General features: G+C 61.1%; 17 protein-coding genes. 3 read left to right on the top strand and 14 right to left on the bottom strand.

Annotated features, from left to right (window positions below; translation table 11 throughout):
- Nucleotides 1-8: 8 nt before the first annotated feature.
- The 5 genes from NXC24_RS24590 to NXC24_RS24610 are packed head-to-tail and all read right to left on the bottom strand — an operon-like array spanning nt 9 to nt 5,352.
- Nucleotides 9-1,292 carry an aspartate aminotransferase family protein gene (locus NXC24_RS24590; protein ID WP_104826047.1) on the bottom strand — a complete coding sequence of 428 codons (1,284 nt, stop codon included), beginning with the start codon at nt 1,290-1,292 and terminating at the stop codon, nt 9-11.
- Between the two features lie 2 nt (nt 1,293-1,294).
- Entirely contained in the window at nt 1,295-2,650 is a 1,356-nt protein-coding gene (locus NXC24_RS24595; protein ID WP_104826048.1) for an aspartate aminotransferase family protein, read from the bottom strand.
- A 16-nt stretch (nt 2,651-2,666) separates the two neighbouring features.
- Nucleotides 2,667-3,317 (bottom strand): HAD-IA family hydrolase, encoded by a 651-nt coding sequence (locus NXC24_RS24600; protein ID WP_104826049.1) that lies wholly within the window; start codon nt 3,315-3,317, stop codon nt 2,667-2,669.
- Nucleotides 3,314-4,567: a Tm-1-like ATP-binding domain-containing protein gene (locus NXC24_RS24605; RefSeq protein ID WP_104826050.1), complete on the bottom strand. Its 1,254-nt coding sequence runs from the start codon at nt 4,565-4,567 to the stop codon at nt 3,314-3,316. The genes NXC24_RS24600 and NXC24_RS24605 overlap by 4 nt, the downstream gene beginning before the upstream one ends.
- On the bottom strand, nt 4,567-5,352 hold the full coding sequence (locus NXC24_RS24610) for an IclR family transcriptional regulator (protein WP_104826051.1): 786 nt from the start codon (nt 5,350-5,352) through the stop codon (nt 4,567-4,569). The genes NXC24_RS24605 and NXC24_RS24610 overlap by 1 nt, the downstream gene beginning before the upstream one ends.
- A 315-nt stretch (nt 5,353-5,667) precedes the next feature.
- Between NXC24_RS24610 and NXC24_RS24615 the strand changes: the two genes are divergently transcribed.
- Nucleotides 5,668-7,122 carry an APC family permease gene (locus tag NXC24_RS24615; RefSeq protein ID WP_104826052.1) on the top strand — a complete coding sequence of 485 codons (1,455 nt, stop codon included), beginning with the start codon at nt 5,668-5,670 and terminating at the stop codon, nt 7,120-7,122.
- A gap of 56 nt (nt 7,123-7,178) precedes the next feature.
- A complete protein-coding gene (locus NXC24_RS24620; protein ID WP_104826053.1) occupies nt 7,179-8,657 on the top strand; it encodes an aldehyde dehydrogenase in 1,479 nt (492 codons plus the stop codon).
- A 183-nt stretch (nt 8,658-8,840) separates the two neighbouring features.
- On the opposite strand, the gene NXC24_RS24625 is transcribed toward NXC24_RS24620, so the two are convergent.
- Nucleotides 8,841-9,737 carry an MBL fold metallo-hydrolase gene (locus NXC24_RS24625; RefSeq protein WP_104826054.1) on the bottom strand — a complete coding sequence of 299 codons (897 nt, stop codon included), beginning with the start codon at nt 9,735-9,737 and terminating at the stop codon, nt 8,841-8,843.
- Nucleotides 9,738-9,762: 25 nt separating this feature from the next.
- A complete protein-coding gene (locus tag NXC24_RS24630; RefSeq protein ID WP_104826055.1) occupies nt 9,763-10,401 on the bottom strand; it encodes a DsbA family protein in 639 nt (212 codons plus the stop codon).
- Between the two features lie 101 nt (nt 10,402-10,502).
- Between NXC24_RS24630 and NXC24_RS24635 the strand changes: the two genes are divergently transcribed.
- Complete coding sequence (locus tag NXC24_RS24635; protein ID WP_104826056.1) at nt 10,503-11,417, top strand: LysR family transcriptional regulator; 915 nt, start codon at nt 10,503-10,505, stop codon at nt 11,415-11,417.
- 19 nt (nt 11,418-11,436) lie between these two features.
- Here the strand turns inward: NXC24_RS24635 and NXC24_RS24640 are convergent, their stop codons facing one another.
- From NXC24_RS24640 to NXC24_RS24670, 7 genes are all read right to left on the bottom strand, one after another.
- Complete coding sequence (locus NXC24_RS24640; RefSeq protein ID WP_104826057.1) at nt 11,437-12,426, bottom strand: beta-ketoacyl-ACP synthase III; 990 nt, start codon at nt 12,424-12,426, stop codon at nt 11,437-11,439.
- Complete coding sequence (locus NXC24_RS24645; protein ID WP_104826058.1) at nt 12,423-13,691, bottom strand: adenosylmethionine--8-amino-7-oxononanoate transaminase; 1,269 nt, start codon at nt 13,689-13,691, stop codon at nt 12,423-12,425. The genes NXC24_RS24640 and NXC24_RS24645 overlap by 4 nt, the downstream gene beginning before the upstream one ends.
- Nucleotides 13,688-14,326, bottom strand: coding sequence for a dethiobiotin synthase (gene bioD, locus NXC24_RS24650; protein WP_104826059.1), 639 nt, complete (start codon nt 14,324-14,326; stop codon nt 13,688-13,690). The genes NXC24_RS24645 and bioD overlap by 4 nt, the downstream gene beginning before the upstream one ends.
- The gene (locus NXC24_RS24655; RefSeq protein WP_104826060.1) at nt 14,323-15,465 is read right to left on the bottom strand and encodes an 8-amino-7-oxononanoate synthase; all 1,143 of its coding nucleotides are present in this window, start codon (nt 15,463-15,465) and stop codon (nt 14,323-14,325) included. The genes bioD and NXC24_RS24655 overlap by 4 nt, the downstream gene beginning before the upstream one ends.
- Complete coding sequence (bioB, locus tag NXC24_RS24660; protein ID WP_104827819.1) at nt 15,462-16,457, bottom strand: biotin synthase BioB; 996 nt, start codon at nt 16,455-16,457, stop codon at nt 15,462-15,464. Before bioB ends, NXC24_RS24655 begins: the two co-directional genes overlap by 4 nt.
- A gap of 285 nt (nt 16,458-16,742) precedes the next feature.
- Nucleotides 16,743-17,123: a Rid family detoxifying hydrolase gene (locus NXC24_RS24665; protein ID WP_104826061.1), complete on the bottom strand. Its 381-nt coding sequence runs from the start codon at nt 17,121-17,123 to the stop codon at nt 16,743-16,745.
- Between the two features lie 35 nt (nt 17,124-17,158).
- Nucleotides 17,159-18,409 (bottom strand): D-amino acid dehydrogenase, encoded by a 1,251-nt coding sequence (locus NXC24_RS24670; RefSeq protein WP_104826062.1) that lies wholly within the window; start codon nt 18,407-18,409, stop codon nt 17,159-17,161.
- Nucleotides 18,410-18,419: the final 10 nt, after the last annotated feature.

Consider the following 18,419-nt stretch of genomic DNA (forward strand, 5'->3'; position numbering starts at 1 on the left):
GGGGCAGCTCACAGGCCTGCCAGCACGTCATCGAAGATCGACAACATGAAGTCGGCATTGTCCTTCGAAAACGGCATGGGCGGGCGGATCTTGGTAGCGCATTGGTGAATGCCGATTTTGCCCATCAGCACACCGCGTTCACGCATGGCGTTGACGATCCGGGTCGCCTCAGCGACGGCCGGCTCCTTCGTCTGCCTGTCCAGCACGAATTCGGTGCCCATGAAGAGACCGCTGCCGCGCACGTCGCCGATGATCGAATACTTCTGCGCGAGCTGCTTGAAGGCATCGCGCGTATATTCGCCGACATTGCGGGCATTCTCGATGAGGTTCTCGTCCTCGATGACATCAAGCACGGCCATTGCCGCCGCACAGGAGACTGGATTGCCGCCGAAGGTGTTGAAGTAGCGGAACGCTTTGCGGAAGGCATTTATCGTATCGACATTGGCAATGACGCCGCCGACCGGATGGCCGTTGGCCATCGGCTTGCCGAGCGTCACGATGTCGGGAACGATGCCGGCGTGCTGATGGCCCCACATATGCGAGCCGGTGCGGCCGAAACCGGGTTGCACCTCGTCGGTAATAACAAGACCGCCGGCCTTGCGTACGGCTGCGACCGTCTTGTCCAGAAAGCCTGGCGGTAGGTCCGGAAAACCTTCATTGGCGAAGAACGGATCGATGATGATGGCCGAAAAGCCGTGTGGGCTGTCCTGAAGCGAGGCGATCGCCTTCTCGACCTCGGCCGCGAAGGCCGTCGCGAAGGCATTGCCGCCTTCTCCGCCGAGCGGACGATAGCCGTCCGGCGCCGGCACATGCCGGACATGACCGCCGAAGCCGCCGACCGGCGGCATGCGGGTCGATAGCTGAGACACGGCAGTCGTGTTGCCGTGATAAGTATGGTTCGTGGCGATGACGCCCGTCTTGCCGGTAACGGCCTGGGCCATGCGCAGCGCCACATCGTTCGCTTCGCTGCCCGTGCAGGTCAGGATCGCAGCATTCAGGCTCTCGTCGAAAGTGGCGGTCAGCCGCTCGACATAATCGAGAATGCCTTCATGCAGGTAGCGCGTATGCGTGTTCAGCATCGAGGCCTGCCGCGTGATCGCCTCGACTACGTGGGGATGGCAATGGCCGACATGCGGCACATTGTTGTAGCAATCGAGATACTTGCGGCCATCGGCGTCCCAAAGCCAGACGCCTTCCCCGCGCACGAGATGCACAGGGTCGTCGTAGAAGAGCGACATGTTCCGGCCTAAAAGCCGTTCGCGACGCGCGATCAGGGCTGCGTTATCGGACATGATCAGCCCCTCGCCGCGGCAAGACCTGCGTCGAGCGCGGTCAGGATGGTCTGAACATTCTCCGCCGTAACGATGAGCGGCGGCGACATGATGACGTTGGCGCCCGAGGTGCGGATCAGAACGCCGGCGTCATAGGTTGCGTCCTGAACCTTCTGGATGACGTCTTTGGCGGCACTGCTCTTCTTCTTCCGGTCGCTGACGAGCTCGAGGGCACACATCAGGCCCTTGCCGCGCACGTCGCCCACTAGCTCATGCTTGTCCTGCAGCCTCTTTAGCCCGGCCAGCAGCTCTTCGCCACGTGCCGCGGCATTGGCGGCGACGTTGAGGCGCCTGGTTTCCTTCAATGTGGCAAGGGCTGCGGCGGCACCGACCGGGTGGCCGGAATAGGTGTAGCCGTGGCCGATGCTGCCGACCGGGCTCTTATTGCTTTCGAAGACCTGTACCACCTTGTCCGCGATCATCACGGCGCCGAAAGGGAAATAGCCATTGGTGATGGCCTTTGCCGTCGACATCAGATCCGGCTGCACGCCCCAGAGACGCGATCCAGACCAGGCGCCGGTGCGGCCGAAAGCGGTAATGACCTCGTCGGCGATCAGCAGGATGCCGTGTCGATCGCAGATCTCGCGCATCAGCGGTAGGAAGGTCTCGTGCGGGACGATGACGCCGCCGGCGCCGAGCACCGGCTCAACGATCAGCGCCGCGATGGTATCGGCGCCCTGGAAGGCGATTTCATCCTCGAAGAGCCTGCCGATCGCAGCCGCAATCTCCGCGCCGTCGGTGGTGTTGAAGGGGTTGCGGTAGGTGAAGGGGGCGGGCAGGTGGATGACGCCCGGAAGCAGCGGTTCGTAGTTGCGGCGGAAGTTCTGGTTGCCGTTGACCGAGGCGCCGCCGAAATGCGTTCCGTGATAACCCTTCTTCAGCGCAACGAACTTGGTGCGCTCCGGCTCGCCGTTGATCTTGTGGTATTGGCGCGCCAGTCGCAGGCAGGTCTCGACCGAATCCGAGCCGCCCGAGGTGAAGAAGGAGCGGCTCAGGCCATCCTGCTTGAACCATTCGGCAAGCTCATAGGAGAGTTCGATCAGCGGCGAGTTCGTCGTGCCGCGGAAGGTCGAATAATAGGGCAGCTCGTCAAGCTGGTCGCGGATTGCCTTCTTCACTGGCTCGCAAGAATAGCCGAGATTGACGTTCCAGAGGCCGCCGACTGCGTCCAGCACCTTCCTGCCCTGAATATCGACGATTTCGACGCCTTCGCCGGCATTGATGATGCGCGGCGGGTTGGCCTGCATTTCCGCAGGGTGGGCCATCGGATGCCAGAGGTGGCGGGCGTTGTTTTCGATGATGAAATTGGTTTCACGCATGTCGATTCCTCTTGGTTCAGAGCCCCAGCATGGCAAGTGCGCGGGCATAGCTTTCAGCGGGCCGGGTCACGTCGAAATGCACGTGAGGCAGGTTCACGGCTTCGGCGCCTTCGATGTTTTTCCTCTGATCGTCGACGAAGACGCAGGCCTCGCGCGGCAAATCGAGCTCGGCAAGAACGAGCTCATAGGCGCGCGGATCGGGCTTGAGGATCTTGGTGTAAGTGGCATCGACAATGACGTCGAAGAGCTCAATCAGCGGAAAGCGCTGGCGGAATTCGACGCCGTAGAAGAGGTCGAGCTCGTTTGACAGGATTGCCAGCTTGAGACCTGCCTCCTTCGCACGCAGGATGGCGTCGCGCGCTTCCGGGCGCAGAACAAGCTCCGGCTCGGCGCCGCGCGCGCGGCGTACGAAGGTCTGCATATCCGTCCAGTTTTCGCCGACTAGCTTGCCGACTTCGCCGGCGCGCCTGAGCCAATAGTCGCGTTCGGTGATTTCGCGGTTCTGCATCGCAACCCAGAGCGCGTCCGTGGTCGTATCGAATGGCCCGAGCCAGGTCAGCGATCCCTTGGGAAGGTCGAGCGTGCGTTCGGTAATGTCATGCGTTTCGAACAGGGTGCGGGTAACGACGCCGCCGAAGTCGAGGATAAGCGCGCGGTCTTGTGTCATGGCCGTCCCTCCGGAATGACGCCCTCGGCGACCCATTGGTCGAAGATGGCGAGTGCTGCCGCCGAAAAGGCCGGCGCGTTGATATGGGCATCGACCTCCTGCAGGGTGACAGAAGACGGTACGGCGCGGCGCATCTCATCGAGGAAGGCGTCCAGGCCCTCCGGATCATGCAGCGGCTCATCCGGCTTGTCCCATTCCTGCAGCCCTTCGGTCGGCAGGAGGAAGGCGACCTTTGCTTCGGCGCGTTTCAGTTTTTCCCCGATCAATCGGGCGACTTCCCGTCTGCCCTCTGGCGACGTGGTCACCGATCCGATCAGCCGGTTGTGGGCGTGATAGGGACGATCGGCAAAAATCTCCGGCAGGGCCTGCCACGCCTGAAGATCGACCATGTCGACAGCGCCGGGGGCGACGATCTGCGGAATGCCGGCGCGTCCGGCATTTTCCAGCCTGTCCGGCCCGGAGGTGACGACAGTGCCGTAGTGATGGTTGCTGACTTCCTGAATGCAGAAATCGAAAACGGCGGCAAAGTCGCCCTGGGAAGCGATGGCTTCATAGGCGCGTCCACCCATGCCGGTGGCATGGAATACGGCGACGTCATAGCCGCGCTTTTCCAGCTCAGGCCGCAGATATTTCATATATTTCAGGCAGGACGAGCCGAGCGAGGTCATGCCGACGAGCGGCCGTTTGCGATCGGGTCTGCTTCCGTGTTTTGCCGCACCGACGACCGCGCCGCAGGCTTGCGAGAGGACAGAGCGGCAGATGCTGTTGAGGCCGTAGAGACCGCCGGCCCACAGGATCATCATCAGGTCGGGCGCAATGCGTTCGGGCGGTATAAGGTGAGAATAGGCGATGGTCGAAACCACGAATTTCGGGACGCCGAGCGGCAGGACGGCGGCGACGTCGAGCGCCAGATCCGTCCCCATGGAGCCGCCGAGCACGATGACGCCGTCGACCAATCCGTCTTCGTGAAGGCGCCCGGTCAGTGCTGCCGCGCCCTTTGCCATGGCTGCCATGGCGCTGTTTTCATCGCCGCTTTCGGCGATTGCCGCGATTGTAGTTTCAGCGGCCTTGGCGACGTCATGCTTGGAATAATCGGGACTATAGGGCGGATCGCCGAGAATGCTGACATCGACCATGATTGGCTGGCCGCCGGCTTCCGCGATGACGGACGCCATGAATTGCAGTTCGTCACATTTGGTGTCACCGGTTCCGATGACGAGTATCTTTGGCGAGGGAGCCTCCGGGCTCATCAATCTGTCCTCCTGATTTTTGCAATGGTTCCCATGGGTCTTTCCGACCCGTAATATTTTTCTGAGATCGCATTGGCCGCAGCGACTGCCTGCGCGCCAAATTCGTGGATGGCTACCTTCGTCGTGCGTGAGAGCGGGGCGGCGACCGCCACGCAGCCGATGGGATGGCCATTGGGCGTGCGGACCGGCGCGGCCGCGCTGATGACGCCGGCCTCTAAACCCTGATGACTGATGGAAAAGCCGCGTGCTGCCGTCTCATCGAGCATCCCACGCACCAGCAGGGGATCGACGATGGTATGGTCCGTAAATTTCTCGAGCGGCTTTTGGAGAGCCGCGTCGATCTCTGAGCGTGGAGAGAAGGCCAGAAAGGCAAGACCGGACGCCGTGGCATGAAAGGGCAGGAGGCTGCCGACATCGATGATGATGCGGTGGGCGCGGGGCGAATCCTCCACATGGATGGTCGAAAGCCGTCCTCCCGAAAATTCCGAAAGATGCACCGTCTCAGTCGATGTTTCGGCGAGCGACTTGATGAACGGGATGGCGACCCGCAGAAAAGGAAAGCGTGCTTCGCGAATGCGTGCGAGGCGAACCGGCGCCGGGCCGATGCGATAGCGGCGCGTATCCTGATCCTGCTCCACGAAGCCGTGCCTTTCCAGCTCCACCAGAAAGCGTCGCGCTGTTGCCTTGTCCAGCGCGCACAGGCGGGCGATGTCGGTCAGGCCCGCCTCCTTGTCCAGCCGTGACAGGGTATCCAGCAATGAAAGCGCCTTTCCGATCGTGCTCATCGTTCCTCCTCTTGGGTGGTCGGGTTCTGATTTCCTGTGTCCGGCCGAAGCTTTCCCTCAAATCAGGTCGCCGACCTTGCGCCGCGGCACGATAGCAGCGACCCAAGATACTTAACATGCGAAATAACTTGACAGAGGCCGGGAATGTTTGCAAGTCTATATTTGAAGCTGCGGTTCAAATAATGAACCATAAGCGCTGACGGCGGCAAAATCAACAAAAGCCCAAACCCCGCTCGTCAGTCCGGTTCTGGTGGAGGTCGCCTGCGCGCAATCGCAGCGATGATCGGATATTCTCAACAAGGGGAACGAACGAAGATGAATACGCAAAATTCGCAGGGCGCGGCTGAAAACCAGTTGCGCAAAAACAGTCTCGGCGTAGGTGCCGTCACCTTTCTGGTGGTTTCGGCCGCAGCGCCGCTGACCGCCGTTGCTGGCGGCGTGCCGCTTTCGATGATGCTTGGCAACGGGCCGGGGATACCGCTCACCTTCCTACTGGTGACAGGCATTCTGCTGCTGTTTGCTGTTGGTTACGTCGCCATGGCGCGCCATATCCGCAATGCCGGCGCCTTTTATGCCTATACGGCCCAGGGTCTTGGCGGCCTCATGGGCGGCGCGGCCGCGCTGATCGCCATTCTCGCTTATAATGCCATGCAGGTCGGCGTTCTCGGCCTTTTCGGCGCAGCGACCAAGGGTTTCTTTGCCGAGCAGCTCGGCCTTGACCTTCCCTGGTGGGTCTGGAGCTTCGTCGGTATCGCCTTCGTCGCCGTTTTTGGCTACCGCCGCGTCGATCTATCGGCCAAGGTGCTGACGGTGCTCGTCATTCTCGAATATCTCGTCGTCCTCGTCATCGACGCCGCGATCTTCGTCAAGGGCGGCGACGCCGGCCTTTCGGCTGCGTCGTTTACGCCGACGGCCTTCTGGAGCGGAACTCCGGCCATCGGCCTCTTGTTCTGCTTTGCCGCCTTCATCGGCTTTGAAGCGACGACTATTTACAGCGAAGAGGCCCGTGAGCCGGAAAAGACCGTGCCGCGCGCAACCTATATCTCCGTTCTCATTATCGGTCTCTTCTATATGCTGACTTCATGGCTGATGGTGGATGGCGCAGGCGTCGACAAGCTGGTTCCGGCGTTACAGGGTCTTGCCGATCCGACCACGTTCCTCTTCGGCCTTGCCGAGCGCTATGTCGGTCACTGGATCACCGTCGTGATGAGCGTTCTCTTCATCACCAGCCTGTTTGCCGGCATTCTCGCCTTCCACAATGGCGTGGCGCGTTACATGTATGTCGCCGGTCGCGAGGGTCTGCTGCCGAAGTCGGTCGGGGTCACGCATCCGGTCTTCCAGAGCCCGCATGGCGGCTCGATCATCCAGACCGTCATTGCCGTGCTCGTCGTCGCACTCTTTGCAGCGACGGGTCAGGATCCGGTGCTGGCACTCTTCTCCTGGCTCACCAATGTCGCCACGCTTGCAATCATCCTGCTGATGGCGTTCACGGCCTTCTCGATCGTGGTGTTCTTCAGCCGTAATCCGGGGCTTGAGCGCAATGTGCTTGTCATCAAGGTGCTGCCGATCGTGACGGGGCTGATCCTTCTGGCGCTCGTCTACTACATCTCGGCGAATTTCGGTGCGATCGCCGGTGCCAACGGCGTACTTGCCGTGTTGCTGCCAGGTCTGGTGCTGATCGCGGCGATCATCGGATTCATCGCCGCGGCGCGTCTGAAGTCTTCGGATGCGGCAGGCTATGCCCGCCTTGGTGCCGGCCAGGAAGCCTGAAGCAGTTCCAATCGCGGTGGCGGGGAAACCCGCCACCCTCTTTGTGAGACAATGAGATGCAAGACAAGATCGACCAGCTCCGGACACTATCCGTTTCCCCGCAGGCATTGTTCATCGGCGGCGCATGGCGCCAGCCGGTCAGCAGCGCCACGATGGATGTCATTTCCCCGATCGATGGAACGAGGCTGACCACCATCGCCGATGCCGGTAAGGAGGATGTCGATCTTGCGGTCAAGGCTGCACGGCATGCTTTCGAAAAGGGTAGCTGGTCGAAGGCGGCGCCGGCGGAACGCAAGAAGGTGCTGCTGAAGATTGCCGAGCTGATCGAAAAGAATGCGCTTGACCTCGCCGTACTCGGCGTGCGCGATAACGGCACGGAAATCTCGATGGCGCTGAAGGCCGAGCCCGGCAGTGCCGCAGGCACCTTCCGTTATTATGCCGAGGCGATCGACAAGGTTTATGGCGAAATCGCTCCGACGGCGGAGAATATTCTGGGTCTCGTTCATCGCGAGCCGATCGGCGTCGTCGCTGCCATCGTGCCGTGGAATTTCCCGATGATGATCGGCGCCTGGAAGATCGCCCCCGCACTCGCTGCCGGCAATTCCGTCGTGCTGAAGCCCGCCGAAGGCGCATCGCTGACGCTGCTCAAGCTTGCCGAAATTTGCGCCGAAGCTGGATTGCCAGAAGGCGTGTTCAATGTCGTCACCGGGCGCGGCGCGGTCTGCGGCGAGGCCCTGGGGCTGCACATGGATATCGACGTGCTCGCCTTCACCGGTTCCGGCTCGATCGGGAGGCGTCTCTTGGAGTATTCCGCGCGTTCAAACCTGAAGAGGGTCTATCTCGAACTCGGCGGCAAATCTCCGAACATCGTCTTTGCGGATGTGCCGGATATGGATGAAGCGGCCAAGGTCTCGGCCTATGGGATATTCCGAAATGCGGGGCAGGTTTGCGTCGCGGGATCGCGGCTGCTTGTGGAGAAATCGATCCATCAGGCGTTTGCAGAGAAACTCGTAGGGGTCGCGGAGACGATGAAGGTCGGCGATCCTCTGCAGTTCTCTACCGAGATCGGCGCGGTTTCCAGCGAAGCGCAGCTCGGCAAAGATCTTGGCTATGTCGAGCAAGCTCTCGTCGAAGGAGCTTTTTTGCGCACGGGCGGCAAGCGCATTCTGGGGGAGACGGGCGGCTTCTACATGCAGCCCACCATCTTCGATATCAGACCCGACATGACGCTGGCGAGGGAGGAGGTCTTCGGCCCCATTCTGTCGATCATACCCTTTGAGAGCGAGGCCGAAGCTTTGGAGATTGCCAACGCCACCGATTATGGTCTCGCCTCGGCGGTATGGACCTCGAACCTTTCGCGAGCGCACCGCATGATCCGCAACATCCGCGCCGGCGTGGTGCATGTGAATACCTACGGCGGGGCTGACAACACCGTACCCCTCGGTGGCGTCAAGCAGTCAGGCAACGGTCACGATAAGTCTTTGCATGCGCTCGATAAATACGTCGATCTCAAGACTGCTTGGATCAAACTCTAAGGTTCACGCAGGAAAGATGCTGTCGGGCATTGGGTTGGTGCCCGACAGCGCGCAACAGATTGGAGTCCACCGTCATTCCTCGACTCCTGAGAAGTGAATGACAAAGGACTTTGACCAAAGTCAGCCCGGAAGTTTTCCTAAGAAAAAACCCGGACTGATCGGGGCAAGGTTACACAGCGAGGCCTACCCCCACTTCATCTCGCCCTTTGCGACCTTGGCGCCCAATTCGAGCGAGCTGGCGTCGCCCAGATGGGGATAACGCTTGGTCATTGCGGCGATCAAAGCCGCACTGTCCTTGGCCTTCACTTCCTCTTCATGGAAGGCGACAAGATAGTCGCGCGTAAACTTGACGGCATCGAGACCTTGCGGAGCACCCTCGGCCTGATGAGCGGGGACCACGATCTTCGGCTTACGGGCCGCCAATGCGTCGAGCGCCTTGATCCAGGCTTCCCGCTTTTCAGGCGTGCCTTCGTCGGCGACCCAGACGTGGATCCCGGAGGAAATCAGCACACCCCCGAACACGGCCTTGATGGAAGGGACCCAGAGATAGCGGCGATCGTGCATGTCAGGGACTTCGACGATTTCGATCTTCTCGCCGTCAAGTTCGAGCGCACTCAGATCCGACGCAGTAGGAATGACGACGTCCGACAGCTTTTGCGGACCGTTTTCCTTCAGTTGCGGTCCCCAGACCGCGAGCTTGCCTTCGACATTGGCATGGATGGCCGCGACGGTGACGGGCTTTGCGATGACCTTGGCATCCGGGAAGGCTTCGACGATCGGCCGGAGGCTGAAATAGTAATCGGGATCGTTGCAACTGACATAGATGGTGCTCAGATGCTTGCCGGTCGCCTTGATGGCGTCCGCGACGGCGCGGCCATCCGAAAGCGTGAAGCCGCCGTCGATGAGAATGGCTTCCTTCTTGCCGGTGAGCAACACCGGCGTGCGGCGGAACCCGGTCTCGGACGCCTGAAAATATTGCCACTTGATCTTCGAGCTTGCGGCCCGGGAAACGCTGAGGGGGACAAGCGAAATGGCGCCGGCGGCCAAGGAAAGTTTGAGTGCATCGCGTCTGGTAAACATACAGGTTCCTTTGTGGTTAGTAAGATCAAGCGGCTTGGAGATGCGCCATGAGGTTGTCATAGCTGCCGAAGAGGGCACTGGCGTTCAGCAGACGCTGGTGTCCGTTTCCTTCGACGACGAGGGCTGGGACGCCGTTGGCGCCATGTTGACGAAAGAGGTCCTGGCCTTGGGCAATGAGTTGCCGATTGGCGTCGAGCAATTCGACCGAGCCTTCGGTCAAGAGACGGGCGGCTTCGCTCAATCCTTCGGATTCGAACAAGCCTGCCAGAACCGGCACGCTGGTGATGTCCAATCCCTTCACATAGCGGGCATGCTGGATGAGACGCAGCGCGTCGAGGCGCCTGCGGTGGTCCGCAAGGCCAGCCGCCGTGATTGCCAGTGTCGCCGGACCCGAGTCGAACAGCGAGCCCGGCCTGTTCAAGACCTTCGATCGATAGTCCTCAGAAAAGGGCTGGCCGCTCAAGCGTTCGATCCGTTGATCGTTGGACCAGGCATAGGCTGCCAATGATGCATCCATCTCACGGGCACCCCCACCCGTGAACAAGCCCGTCGGCAGGAGCTCGAGCTCGACACCCGCCAGATGCAACCGCTCGATCACCAGGCTCGCACCATAGCACCAGCCACATAGGGGATCGAAGAGATAGACGGCAGAGAATTCCTGCATGGATCGTAGTCCTCCGTTGACGGGGCCGATCATCTCAGCGGTTGCGGTGTAAGGAAATATCGGTCAATCATACAGACTGTACGAACAGATCAGACAATAGCATGAGCGAACTCCTTAATCTCAACAGGTTGATCTTCTTCACATCCGTGGTGGAAACCGGATCATTCACCGCCGCTGCTGAACGGCTTGGCGTCGCCAAGGCCGTGGTCAGCCATCAGGTGGCACGTCTGGAGGATGAGCTTGGCGTGTCGTTGCTGATGCGAACGACCCGGCGGCTGCATGCGACGGAAGAGGGGCGAGTGTTCTATGACCGGTGCGCCATCATTCTGCGGGAAGCGGAAGCCGCTTATGGAGAAATGTCGCTTCACGCCATCGAACCCACCGGCACGCTGACGCTGACGGCACCCTTGGATTACGGTGAGGCAGTCGTAGCGCCCGTGGTCGCCACCTACCGGGAGCGGTTTCCGCAGATGCGCGTCGATCTCATATTCGATGACAATGTCATCGATCTCGCCAATGGGCAGTTGGACCTGGCGATCCGGGTTGGCTGGCTGACGGATATGAGCAATAAGGCCCGACGCCTGGGCACGTTCCAGCAGTATCTGGTGGCAACGCCAAAGTTGGCGGCGAGTTTTCCCAAGGTCTCGAAGCCGGCCGATGTAGCGGCGCTTCCCTGGATCGAGAACGCGGTCCTGCGCCAGCCTTTACGTTGGATGTTTTCTCGCGAGGGCCATTCCTCCGAGATCGTCGAGACGAATTCGGCCGTGCGCACCGACAAGACGCCATCGGCCTATGCCTGCGTGAAGGCTGGTATTGGTGTTTCCGTCTTTCCTGACTACATGGTCGTCGACGATATCGCAGCCGGGCGTTTGAGCCGGTTGCTGCCTGACTGGACCTTGCCCGCCGGCGGGATCCATGCCGTGCTGCCGATGGCTCGTTTCCGTCCCGCCAAGGTGCGGCGGTTTATTGAGATGATGCAGGCCGCCGAGCGGCGTCGGGGATCCACGCCCAAATAGGCTGCTCGCCGCCGCTGGATTATATGCCGAAAACGACGGCACCTCCCGTCAGGCCTGCGCCCGCGGCTGTCAGTAGCAGCTTTTCCCCCGAAACGAACGGCCTGGCTCGATGTGAGACCGACAGGGAAAGAGCGATCGTCGCCGCCGACGAATTTCCGTAGGTTTCGATCGTCCGCACAGTTTTTGCCGGATCGATGCCGAGCCTGTCGGTAACGGCATCGAAAATGCGGGCATTGGCCTGATGTGGCACGAAGCGGTCGATCGCTGCCGCATCCAGATCGGAAGCAGCAAGCGCGCGGGCGCTGCTGGTCGCCATCATGTCCACCGCTTGGGTAAACATTTCGCGGCCGTCACGCATCGTCATCAGGAAATCCTCCGTCGCCATGCCCGGTGCGAAGGGCCTGTTGCTGCCGCCGGCCGGAATGGAGATCAGATCGTAGCGGCTTCCGTCTGAGGCGAGATCCACGCCAAGAATGCCCTTCTCCGTATCGCCTGACGGCGCCAAGACGACGGCGCCGGCAGCGTCCGCGAAGAGAACGGCGCTAGCCCGTTCGGCCGGATTGATCCGCCGGCTGAGAATATTGGCCGCCACCACCAGGACCGGCCGCCCCTGCGTGCGGACAAAGCCGTCGGCAAGCGTCAGCGCGTAGAGGAGGCCGGAACATGCGCCGGCCAGATCGATCGCGCCGCTATTTCGAAGGCCGAGGCGATGCGCGAGCAGGGGGGCAGAGGGTGGCAGCAGATGATCGGGTGTCGACGTGGCGAGCAGGGTCAAAGCAATGTCGTCACGCGCGATGCCGCAGTCGCCGAGGGCAGTTTCGCCGGCCTTTGCGGCAAGTCCGCTCAGCGTCTCAGCATCGTCAACCCAGTGGCGCGCGCGGATGCCGGTCCGGCGCTCGATCCAGCCGGGTTCCAGGCCGAGTCTCGCTTCAATCTCGGCATTTTCGACGCGCCGATCGGGCACGGCATGGCCGACGCCCGCGAGAGAAGATGAGCGCGCCTCCCTCATAGCCGCCCAGCCGCAAGAAGGCCTGCCGCTTCATCGATGGCGTCATAGGACCGGTCAAGGTCAGCGGCGGTAATGCAGTAAGGTGGCATCAGATAGATGACGTTGCCGAGCGGACGGATCAACAGACGTCGCTCGCGGAAGAAGGCGCGAAGGCGAGGCCAGACCTCCGAGAGGTATCCGCCTTCCGGCACGACGAGATCGAGAGCGGCGATCGTGCCGCTCTGGCGAATATTGTCAAACCGTGGATCACCTTGAAAGCGGGAAAGCCCCGCGCTTTGGCGCTCTACGAGCTTGGCGATGCGCTCACCCACAGGTTCCGTCCTCCAGATATTCAGGTTGGCCACCGCTGCCGCGCAGGCGATAGGGTTGGCGGTATAGGAACTGGAATGGAAGAAGGTCTTGCGCCGGTCCGCCGAGAGATGGGCATCGAATATCTCGCGGGTGCAGAGCGTTGCCGCCAGCGGCAGCGCGCCGCCCGTCAAACCCTTGGATGTGCAGAGTATATCAGGGGTTATAGATGCCTGCTCGCAGGCAAACAGGCTGCCCGTCCGGCCCCAGCCGGTCATCACCTCGTCGGCGATCATCAGAGCGCCGTATCGCTCGGCGATGCGCTTCAGCTCGCTGAGCAGTGAGGCTCGATAGATTTTCATCCCACCCGCTCCGAGAATGAGCGGTTCGATGAGAAGCGCCGCCACCTCGCCTGACCGGCAGGCATCCTCGAACGCATCGAGCGTGGCCTGCTCCTCGCCGATCGTCGGAAAGGGCAGTCTGTTGACCTCGAAAAGCAGCGGCTCGTAAGCGGCGTTGAACACGCCGCGCTCTCCGACGGACATCGTACCGATCGTATCGCCGTGATAGCTGTGCTCCATCACCACGATGCGGCTGCGCGGCTTTTGCGTGTTATGGAAAAAGCCGAGCGCCATCTTCAACGCCACCTCGACCGCGGTGGAGCCGCTGTCGGAATAGAAGACGTGCTTGAGCCCAGCGGGTGCGATCTCGATCAAGCCTCTGGCCAGCTCTTCGGCCGGTTCATGGGAATATTCGGCGAAGATGATCTGGTCGTAGGTTTCGCAGGCTCGTCGGATCGCATCCATGATCACGGGATGACGGTGGCCGTGGGTAATCACCCACCACGAGGAGATCGCATCCAGAATGGCGGTGCCATCTTCGTCTACAAGGTGGGCACCTTCGGTTTTTGCAATACGCTTCATCGCCGGCTCGAGCGCGTGCTGCGTAAAGGGATGCCATACGGGCGAAGACGTCATACCGGCTCCTTGCGGAAGAGATCGATGTCGAAATTTTCGCTAAAGGCCTGCCGCAGAAGCTCCGGCGTGAGCGTATCGAGTTTTGGAAGCCGTCCGAGTGAACGGATCCGCCCCAGCTTTGCGATGATGCTTTCCGTTTCCGCCTGTTTATCGCCGATGAAAGCGACGCCGAAAACTGGAATGGACCGGGCGCGCAGCGCCTCCAGCGACAGCAATGTGTGATTGATGGTTCCGAGGCCCGTGCGGGCGCAAAGGACAACAGGTATTTTCCAGCGGGCAAAGACCTCTGCAAACACGGCCTCTTCGGTGAGCGGCACCAGCAATCCACCTGCGCCTTCGATGATCAGCGGCGCATCGGTGCTGGGCGGAATAAGGGCTTCGGCCTCTATCCGGACCCCGTCGATCCTGGCTGCAAGATGCGGCGAAGCCGGTGTCCGCAGCCGGTAGGCTTCCGGCATGATGCGCGCAGGCGGGATCCGACCGAGCCGCTGCACCGTCTCACTGTCCGTTTCGTCTTCGAGACCGGCTTGGATCGGCTTCCAATAATAAGCGCCGAGCGCATCGGTCAGGGCCGCCGAGAAAACGGTCTTGCCGATCCCCGTGTCGGTTCCAGTGACCACAAACCTTAGCGTCACGACTTTTCCTCCGCGATGACGGCGGCGAGGCGCGCGAACATGTGCGATATCGTCGCCTTGTCTACGTTCAAGGTGATGGCAATTCTGAGCCTCGCCGTGCCTTCGGGTACGGTCGGCGGCCGGATCGCGCGGATGTCGAAGCCTTCGTCGCGCATCCGCGCTGCGATCCGCATCGATAGGGCGTTATCGCCGATTGGAACCGGCAGGATCTGCGAGCCGCTACCGTCGGCGCCAAGTGCGGCAGCAAGTTCTGCGTTGGCGAATGTCTGCAATGCTTCCAGAGAGGCCCGGCGCTCGGGTTCGTCGGCAAGAACCTTCAACGCCTCGCGTACGCCGGCAGCCATCAGCGGCGATGGCGCGGTCGAGTAGATGAAACCGCGTGCCCGGTTGACGAGATAGTCGCATAGCACCGCACGGCCGCCGATCAGCGCGCCGCTACTACCAAGCGCCTTGCCGCAAGTATGGAGAACGACGATGTTCTCGCGGCTTTCAAGACCGGAAGCGAATCCACGCCCGCCGGGTCCGAAAACGCCCGTCGCATGGGCCTCGTCAATCACCAGAAGGCCGTCATGCCGGTCGGCCAGTTCGGCGAGCTCGGTCAGCGGAGCCCGATCGCCATCCATCGAATAGAGGCTCTCGACGGCAATCCACGGATGGCCGGCGCCGCCCGCAGCGCGCCATTTCTGAATGGCCTCGGCAAAGGCCTGGACGTCATTGTGCTGCACGGAGACCGATGGTGCCTTGCTTGCCGAAATCCCTTCATGCACGCTCGCATGTACCAATGCGTCATGAACAATCAGATCCCGTCGCGGCAGGGTCGAAAAGAGCGCGACATTGGCGGCATAGCCGCTGCCAAAGTAGAGGCAGCGTTCCACGCCGAAATAGGCGGCGGCTTCCGCTTCGAGTGCTTCATGTTCCGGATGGTTGCCGCGAAGCAATCGCGAGCCGCCGGCACCGACCGGCACGCCCCGTTCGATCGCTGCGGTGATGGCAGCCTTGAGGCGCGGAGAATTGGCGAGTGCCAGATAGTCGTTCGAGGTGAAGTCGACGCCCCCTTGCGGCAGCAAGGTCCGATACCGTCCCTTGCGCTCGAGCCCGTTCAATGTCCGGCCATAGCGCGCGAGGCCCGCGCCTGTCATGCATTCGGCTCCAGTTCCATGGGCTTCAAGCCGAGGCGGCGGAAAAGGCCGGTGTCGTGGTCCTCCCCCGGATTATCAGTGGTCAGCAACGTATCGCCGACGAAGATGGAATTGGCTCCGGCGAAGAAACAGAGCGCCTGCGTCTCATCGCTCATTTCCGTCCGACCGGCTGACAGGCGCACATGGGATTGCGGCATCAGAATTCGCGCAAGCGCAATGGTGCGGATGAATGCGATGGGATCGATCGGCGCGGCATCGGCGAGTTTTGACCCAGGGATCGGAATGAGCATGTTGATCGGCACGCTTTCCGGCGGCGAGGGGAGGTTGGCGAGCGTCACCAGCATGGAAATGCGGTCGTCAGCCGTTTCCCCCATGCCAAGGATGCCGCCGGCGCAGACCTTGATCCCGGCGTCGCGCACGTTCGAAAGCGTTTCCAGACGGTCGGCGAAGGTGCGGGTGGTGATGATCTCGCTGTAAAAGCGCTCGGAAGTATCGATATTGTGGTTGTAATAGTCGAGGCCGGCATCTGCGAGTTCCGCGCTCTGCCCGGGCGACAGCATGCCCAGTGTCATGCAGGTCTCCATGCCGAGCGCCTTGACGCCGCGAACCATCGCAACGATCGCCTCCATGTCGCGTTCTTTCGGGCTGCGCCACGCAGCGCCCATGCAATAACGCGTTGCACCACCCTCTTTGGCCTTGGCCGCCTCGGCGACAACCCGCTCGACCTCCATGAGCTTCGACGCTTTGAGCCCTGTTGGATAATGTGCCGACTGGCTGCAGTAGCCGCAGTCCTCGGCGCAGCCGCCGGTCTTGATCGAAAGAAGCCGGCTCATCTGCACGGCATTGGGATCGAAATTCTCCCGATGCACGCTATGCGCACGGAACAAAAGATCATTGAAAGGAAAATTATAGATTTTTTCTGCTTCGAAAAAACTCCATTTCTCCGTTGATGCAACCAGTTTTGGATCGTTTGTAGCGATTTCGTGCGGCATCTCCGGCAAATTCCTTCTCCCTGCAGAATAGTTATCGATAGAGCGTTCCTGATTATCTATAATTTCTCGATGCGAACTACTGCAAGCACGCATACGGCGAAGGTTGTCGGTCGTTCAACAATTCATGAGAGTGTGGTTACCGGGGCCGGCGATGGTTTGTCCTCCCTTTGCCGGCAAGCAGTTCGTCTCGGAGACTACGGCTTCATGTGCCGTGCCGCGTTATATTCCACGCCACCGGCGCGAAATGATTGCGACATCAGGGCGCGCGATCATTCATGGTGCGGCTCAGGCAAGCGAAATGATTGCCTCGATCTCGACTTGTGCCCCTTTGGGCAGCGAGCTGACCTCATAGCAGGCTCGGGCTGGAAAAGGATTTCGGAAGAAAGTCGCATACATCTTATTGATGTCAGCGAACCGGGAAAGGTCTGTGAGCAGGACGGTCGTCTTGACCGTCTTCTCGATGCTCGATCCCGCCGCTTTCGCGATCGCCGCAATGTTTTTCAAGCATTGTTCCGCTTGTTCGACAGGATCGTCGGAAACGAACTCTCCGGTGGCCGGATTGATCGGGAGCTGCCCCGAGACGAAGAGCAGATCGCCCACCTTGATTGCCTGCGAAAACGGGCCGATTGCGCCCGGAGCTTCAGACGTCGTTATTGCCTCGATCATTGATGCCTCCATCCTGTCTTGCTTTGAATACGGGTTCAGCGGTAACGGCTGATTGCCAGATCGCCCGCGTCGATTTCCGGCTTGCGCCCGCTGACCAAATCGCTGATCAGACGCGCGGAGCCGCAGCTCATGGTCCAGCCGAGCGTGCCGTGGCCGGTGTTGAGGAAAAGGCCGGCAATCTTCGTCGGGCCGATCACCGGCGTCCCGTCCGGCGTCATGGGCCTCAGCCCGGACCAGAATGACGCCTTCCGCAGATTGCCGCCTGGGAAAAGGTCGGTTACCGAATGGTCGAGCGTCCGCCGGCGGGCATCGCCAAGATCGTTGGTATAGCCCGAGATTTCAGCCATGCCGCCGACGCGGATACGATCGCCGAGGCGGGTAATCGCAATTTTGTAGGTTTCGTCCATCACGGTCGATTCCGGTGCCCGTGATGCATCGATGATCGGGATCGTCAGTGAGTAGCCCTTGACCGGATAGACGGAAAGCCGGATGCCAAGGGGCCTCAGCAGCAGTGGCGAATAGCTGCCGAGTGCGACGACGATCGCATCGGCGCTCATATGCCCGCGGTCGGTCATGACGCCGTGGACCTTGCCGCTCTGGACGTCGAGCCCCTTGATCGTCGTACCGTACTGGAACCGGACGCCGAGTTCGCTTGCCCTTGCGGCGAGGGCATTGGTGAACTTGAAGCAATCGCCGGTCTCGTCCTTAGGCGTCAGCAGACCGCCGACGATCTTTTCGCGGACATGGCGGAGCGCCGGCTCCACGCGAATGCATCCGTCGCGGTCGAGCACCTCGTAGGGAATGCCGTCGGCCGCAAGAGCCTTGACGTCCTTTGCCGATGCATCGAGCTGTTGCTGCGTGCGGAACAACTGCAGCGTGCCCTGCATGCGCTCGTCATAGGCGATGCCGGTCTCTTTGCGGACCTCGGCCAGCGAGATGCGGCTGTAGTCGGCAAGGCGCAGCATCCGGCTCTTGTTGATCGCATAGCGTTCCGACGTGCAATTGGACAGCATCTTGACGAGCCAGGACAGCATGGCGCGATCGAGCCGTGGACGCAGGATGAGCGGAGCATGTTCCATGAACAGCCACTTCATCGCTTTCATCGGGATGCCTGGTGCGGCCCAGGGCGAGCAGTAACCGAACGAGACTTCACCTGCGTTTGCGAAACTCGTTTCCAGGGCGGGTCCTTCCTGACGGTCGACGACGGTGACCTCGTGTCCTGCCTTGGCGAGTTGGTAGGCGCTGGTTACGCCGATGACGCCGGCGCCGAGTACGATGACTTTCATAGTTTCCTCG

This window comes from Rhizobium sp. NXC24, assembly GCF_002944315.1.
In the GTDB taxonomy this organism is placed as follows: domain Bacteria; phylum Pseudomonadota; class Alphaproteobacteria; order Rhizobiales; family Rhizobiaceae; genus Rhizobium.

Excerpts from the sequence above, each read along its gene's own strand:
- NXC24_RS24590 (WP_104826047.1), bottom strand. The coding sequence starts at position 1,292 with ATGTCCGATAACGCAGCCCTGATCGCGCGTCGCGAACGGCTTTTAGGC.
- NXC24_RS24595 (WP_104826048.1), bottom strand. The coding sequence starts at position 2,650 with ATGCGTGAAACCAATTTCATCATCGAAAACAACGCCCGCCACCTCTGG.
- NXC24_RS24600 (WP_104826049.1), bottom strand. The coding sequence starts at position 3,317 with ATGACACAAGACCGCGCGCTTATCCTCGACTTCGGCGGCGTCGTTACC.
- NXC24_RS24605 (WP_104826050.1), bottom strand. The coding sequence starts at position 4,567 with ATGAGCCCGGAGGCTCCCTCGCCAAAGATACTCGTCATCGGAACCGGT.
- NXC24_RS24610 (WP_104826051.1), bottom strand. The coding sequence starts at position 5,352 with ATGAGCACGATCGGAAAGGCGCTTTCATTGCTGGATACCCTGTCACGG.
- NXC24_RS24615 (WP_104826052.1), top strand. The coding sequence starts at position 5,668 with ATGAATACGCAAAATTCGCAGGGCGCGGCTGAAAACCAGTTGCGCAAA.
- NXC24_RS24620 (WP_104826053.1), top strand. The coding sequence starts at position 7,179 with ATGCAAGACAAGATCGACCAGCTCCGGACACTATCCGTTTCCCCGCAG.
- NXC24_RS24625 (WP_104826054.1), bottom strand. The coding sequence starts at position 9,737 with ATGTTTACCAGACGCGATGCACTCAAACTTTCCTTGGCCGCCGGCGCC.
- NXC24_RS24630 (WP_104826055.1), bottom strand. The coding sequence starts at position 10,401 with ATGCAGGAATTCTCTGCCGTCTATCTCTTCGATCCCCTATGTGGCTGG.
- NXC24_RS24635 (WP_104826056.1), top strand. The coding sequence starts at position 10,503 with ATGAGCGAACTCCTTAATCTCAACAGGTTGATCTTCTTCACATCCGTG.
- NXC24_RS24640 (WP_104826057.1), bottom strand. The coding sequence starts at position 12,426 with ATGAGGGAGGCGCGCTCATCTTCTCTCGCGGGCGTCGGCCATGCCGTG.
- NXC24_RS24645 (WP_104826058.1), bottom strand. The coding sequence starts at position 13,691 with ATGACGTCTTCGCCCGTATGGCATCCCTTTACGCAGCACGCGCTCGAG.
- NXC24_RS24655 (WP_104826060.1), bottom strand. The coding sequence starts at position 15,465 with ATGACAGGCGCGGGCCTCGCGCGCTATGGCCGGACATTGAACGGGCTC.
- bioB (WP_104827819.1), bottom strand. The coding sequence starts at position 16,457 with ATGCCGCACGAAATCGCTACAAACGATCCAAAACTGGTTGCATCAACG.
- NXC24_RS24665 (WP_104826061.1), bottom strand. The coding sequence starts at position 17,123 with ATGATCGAGGCAATAACGACGTCTGAAGCTCCGGGCGCAATCGGCCCG.
- NXC24_RS24670 (WP_104826062.1), bottom strand. The coding sequence starts at position 18,409 with ATGAAAGTCATCGTACTCGGCGCCGGCGTCATCGGCGTAACCAGCGCC.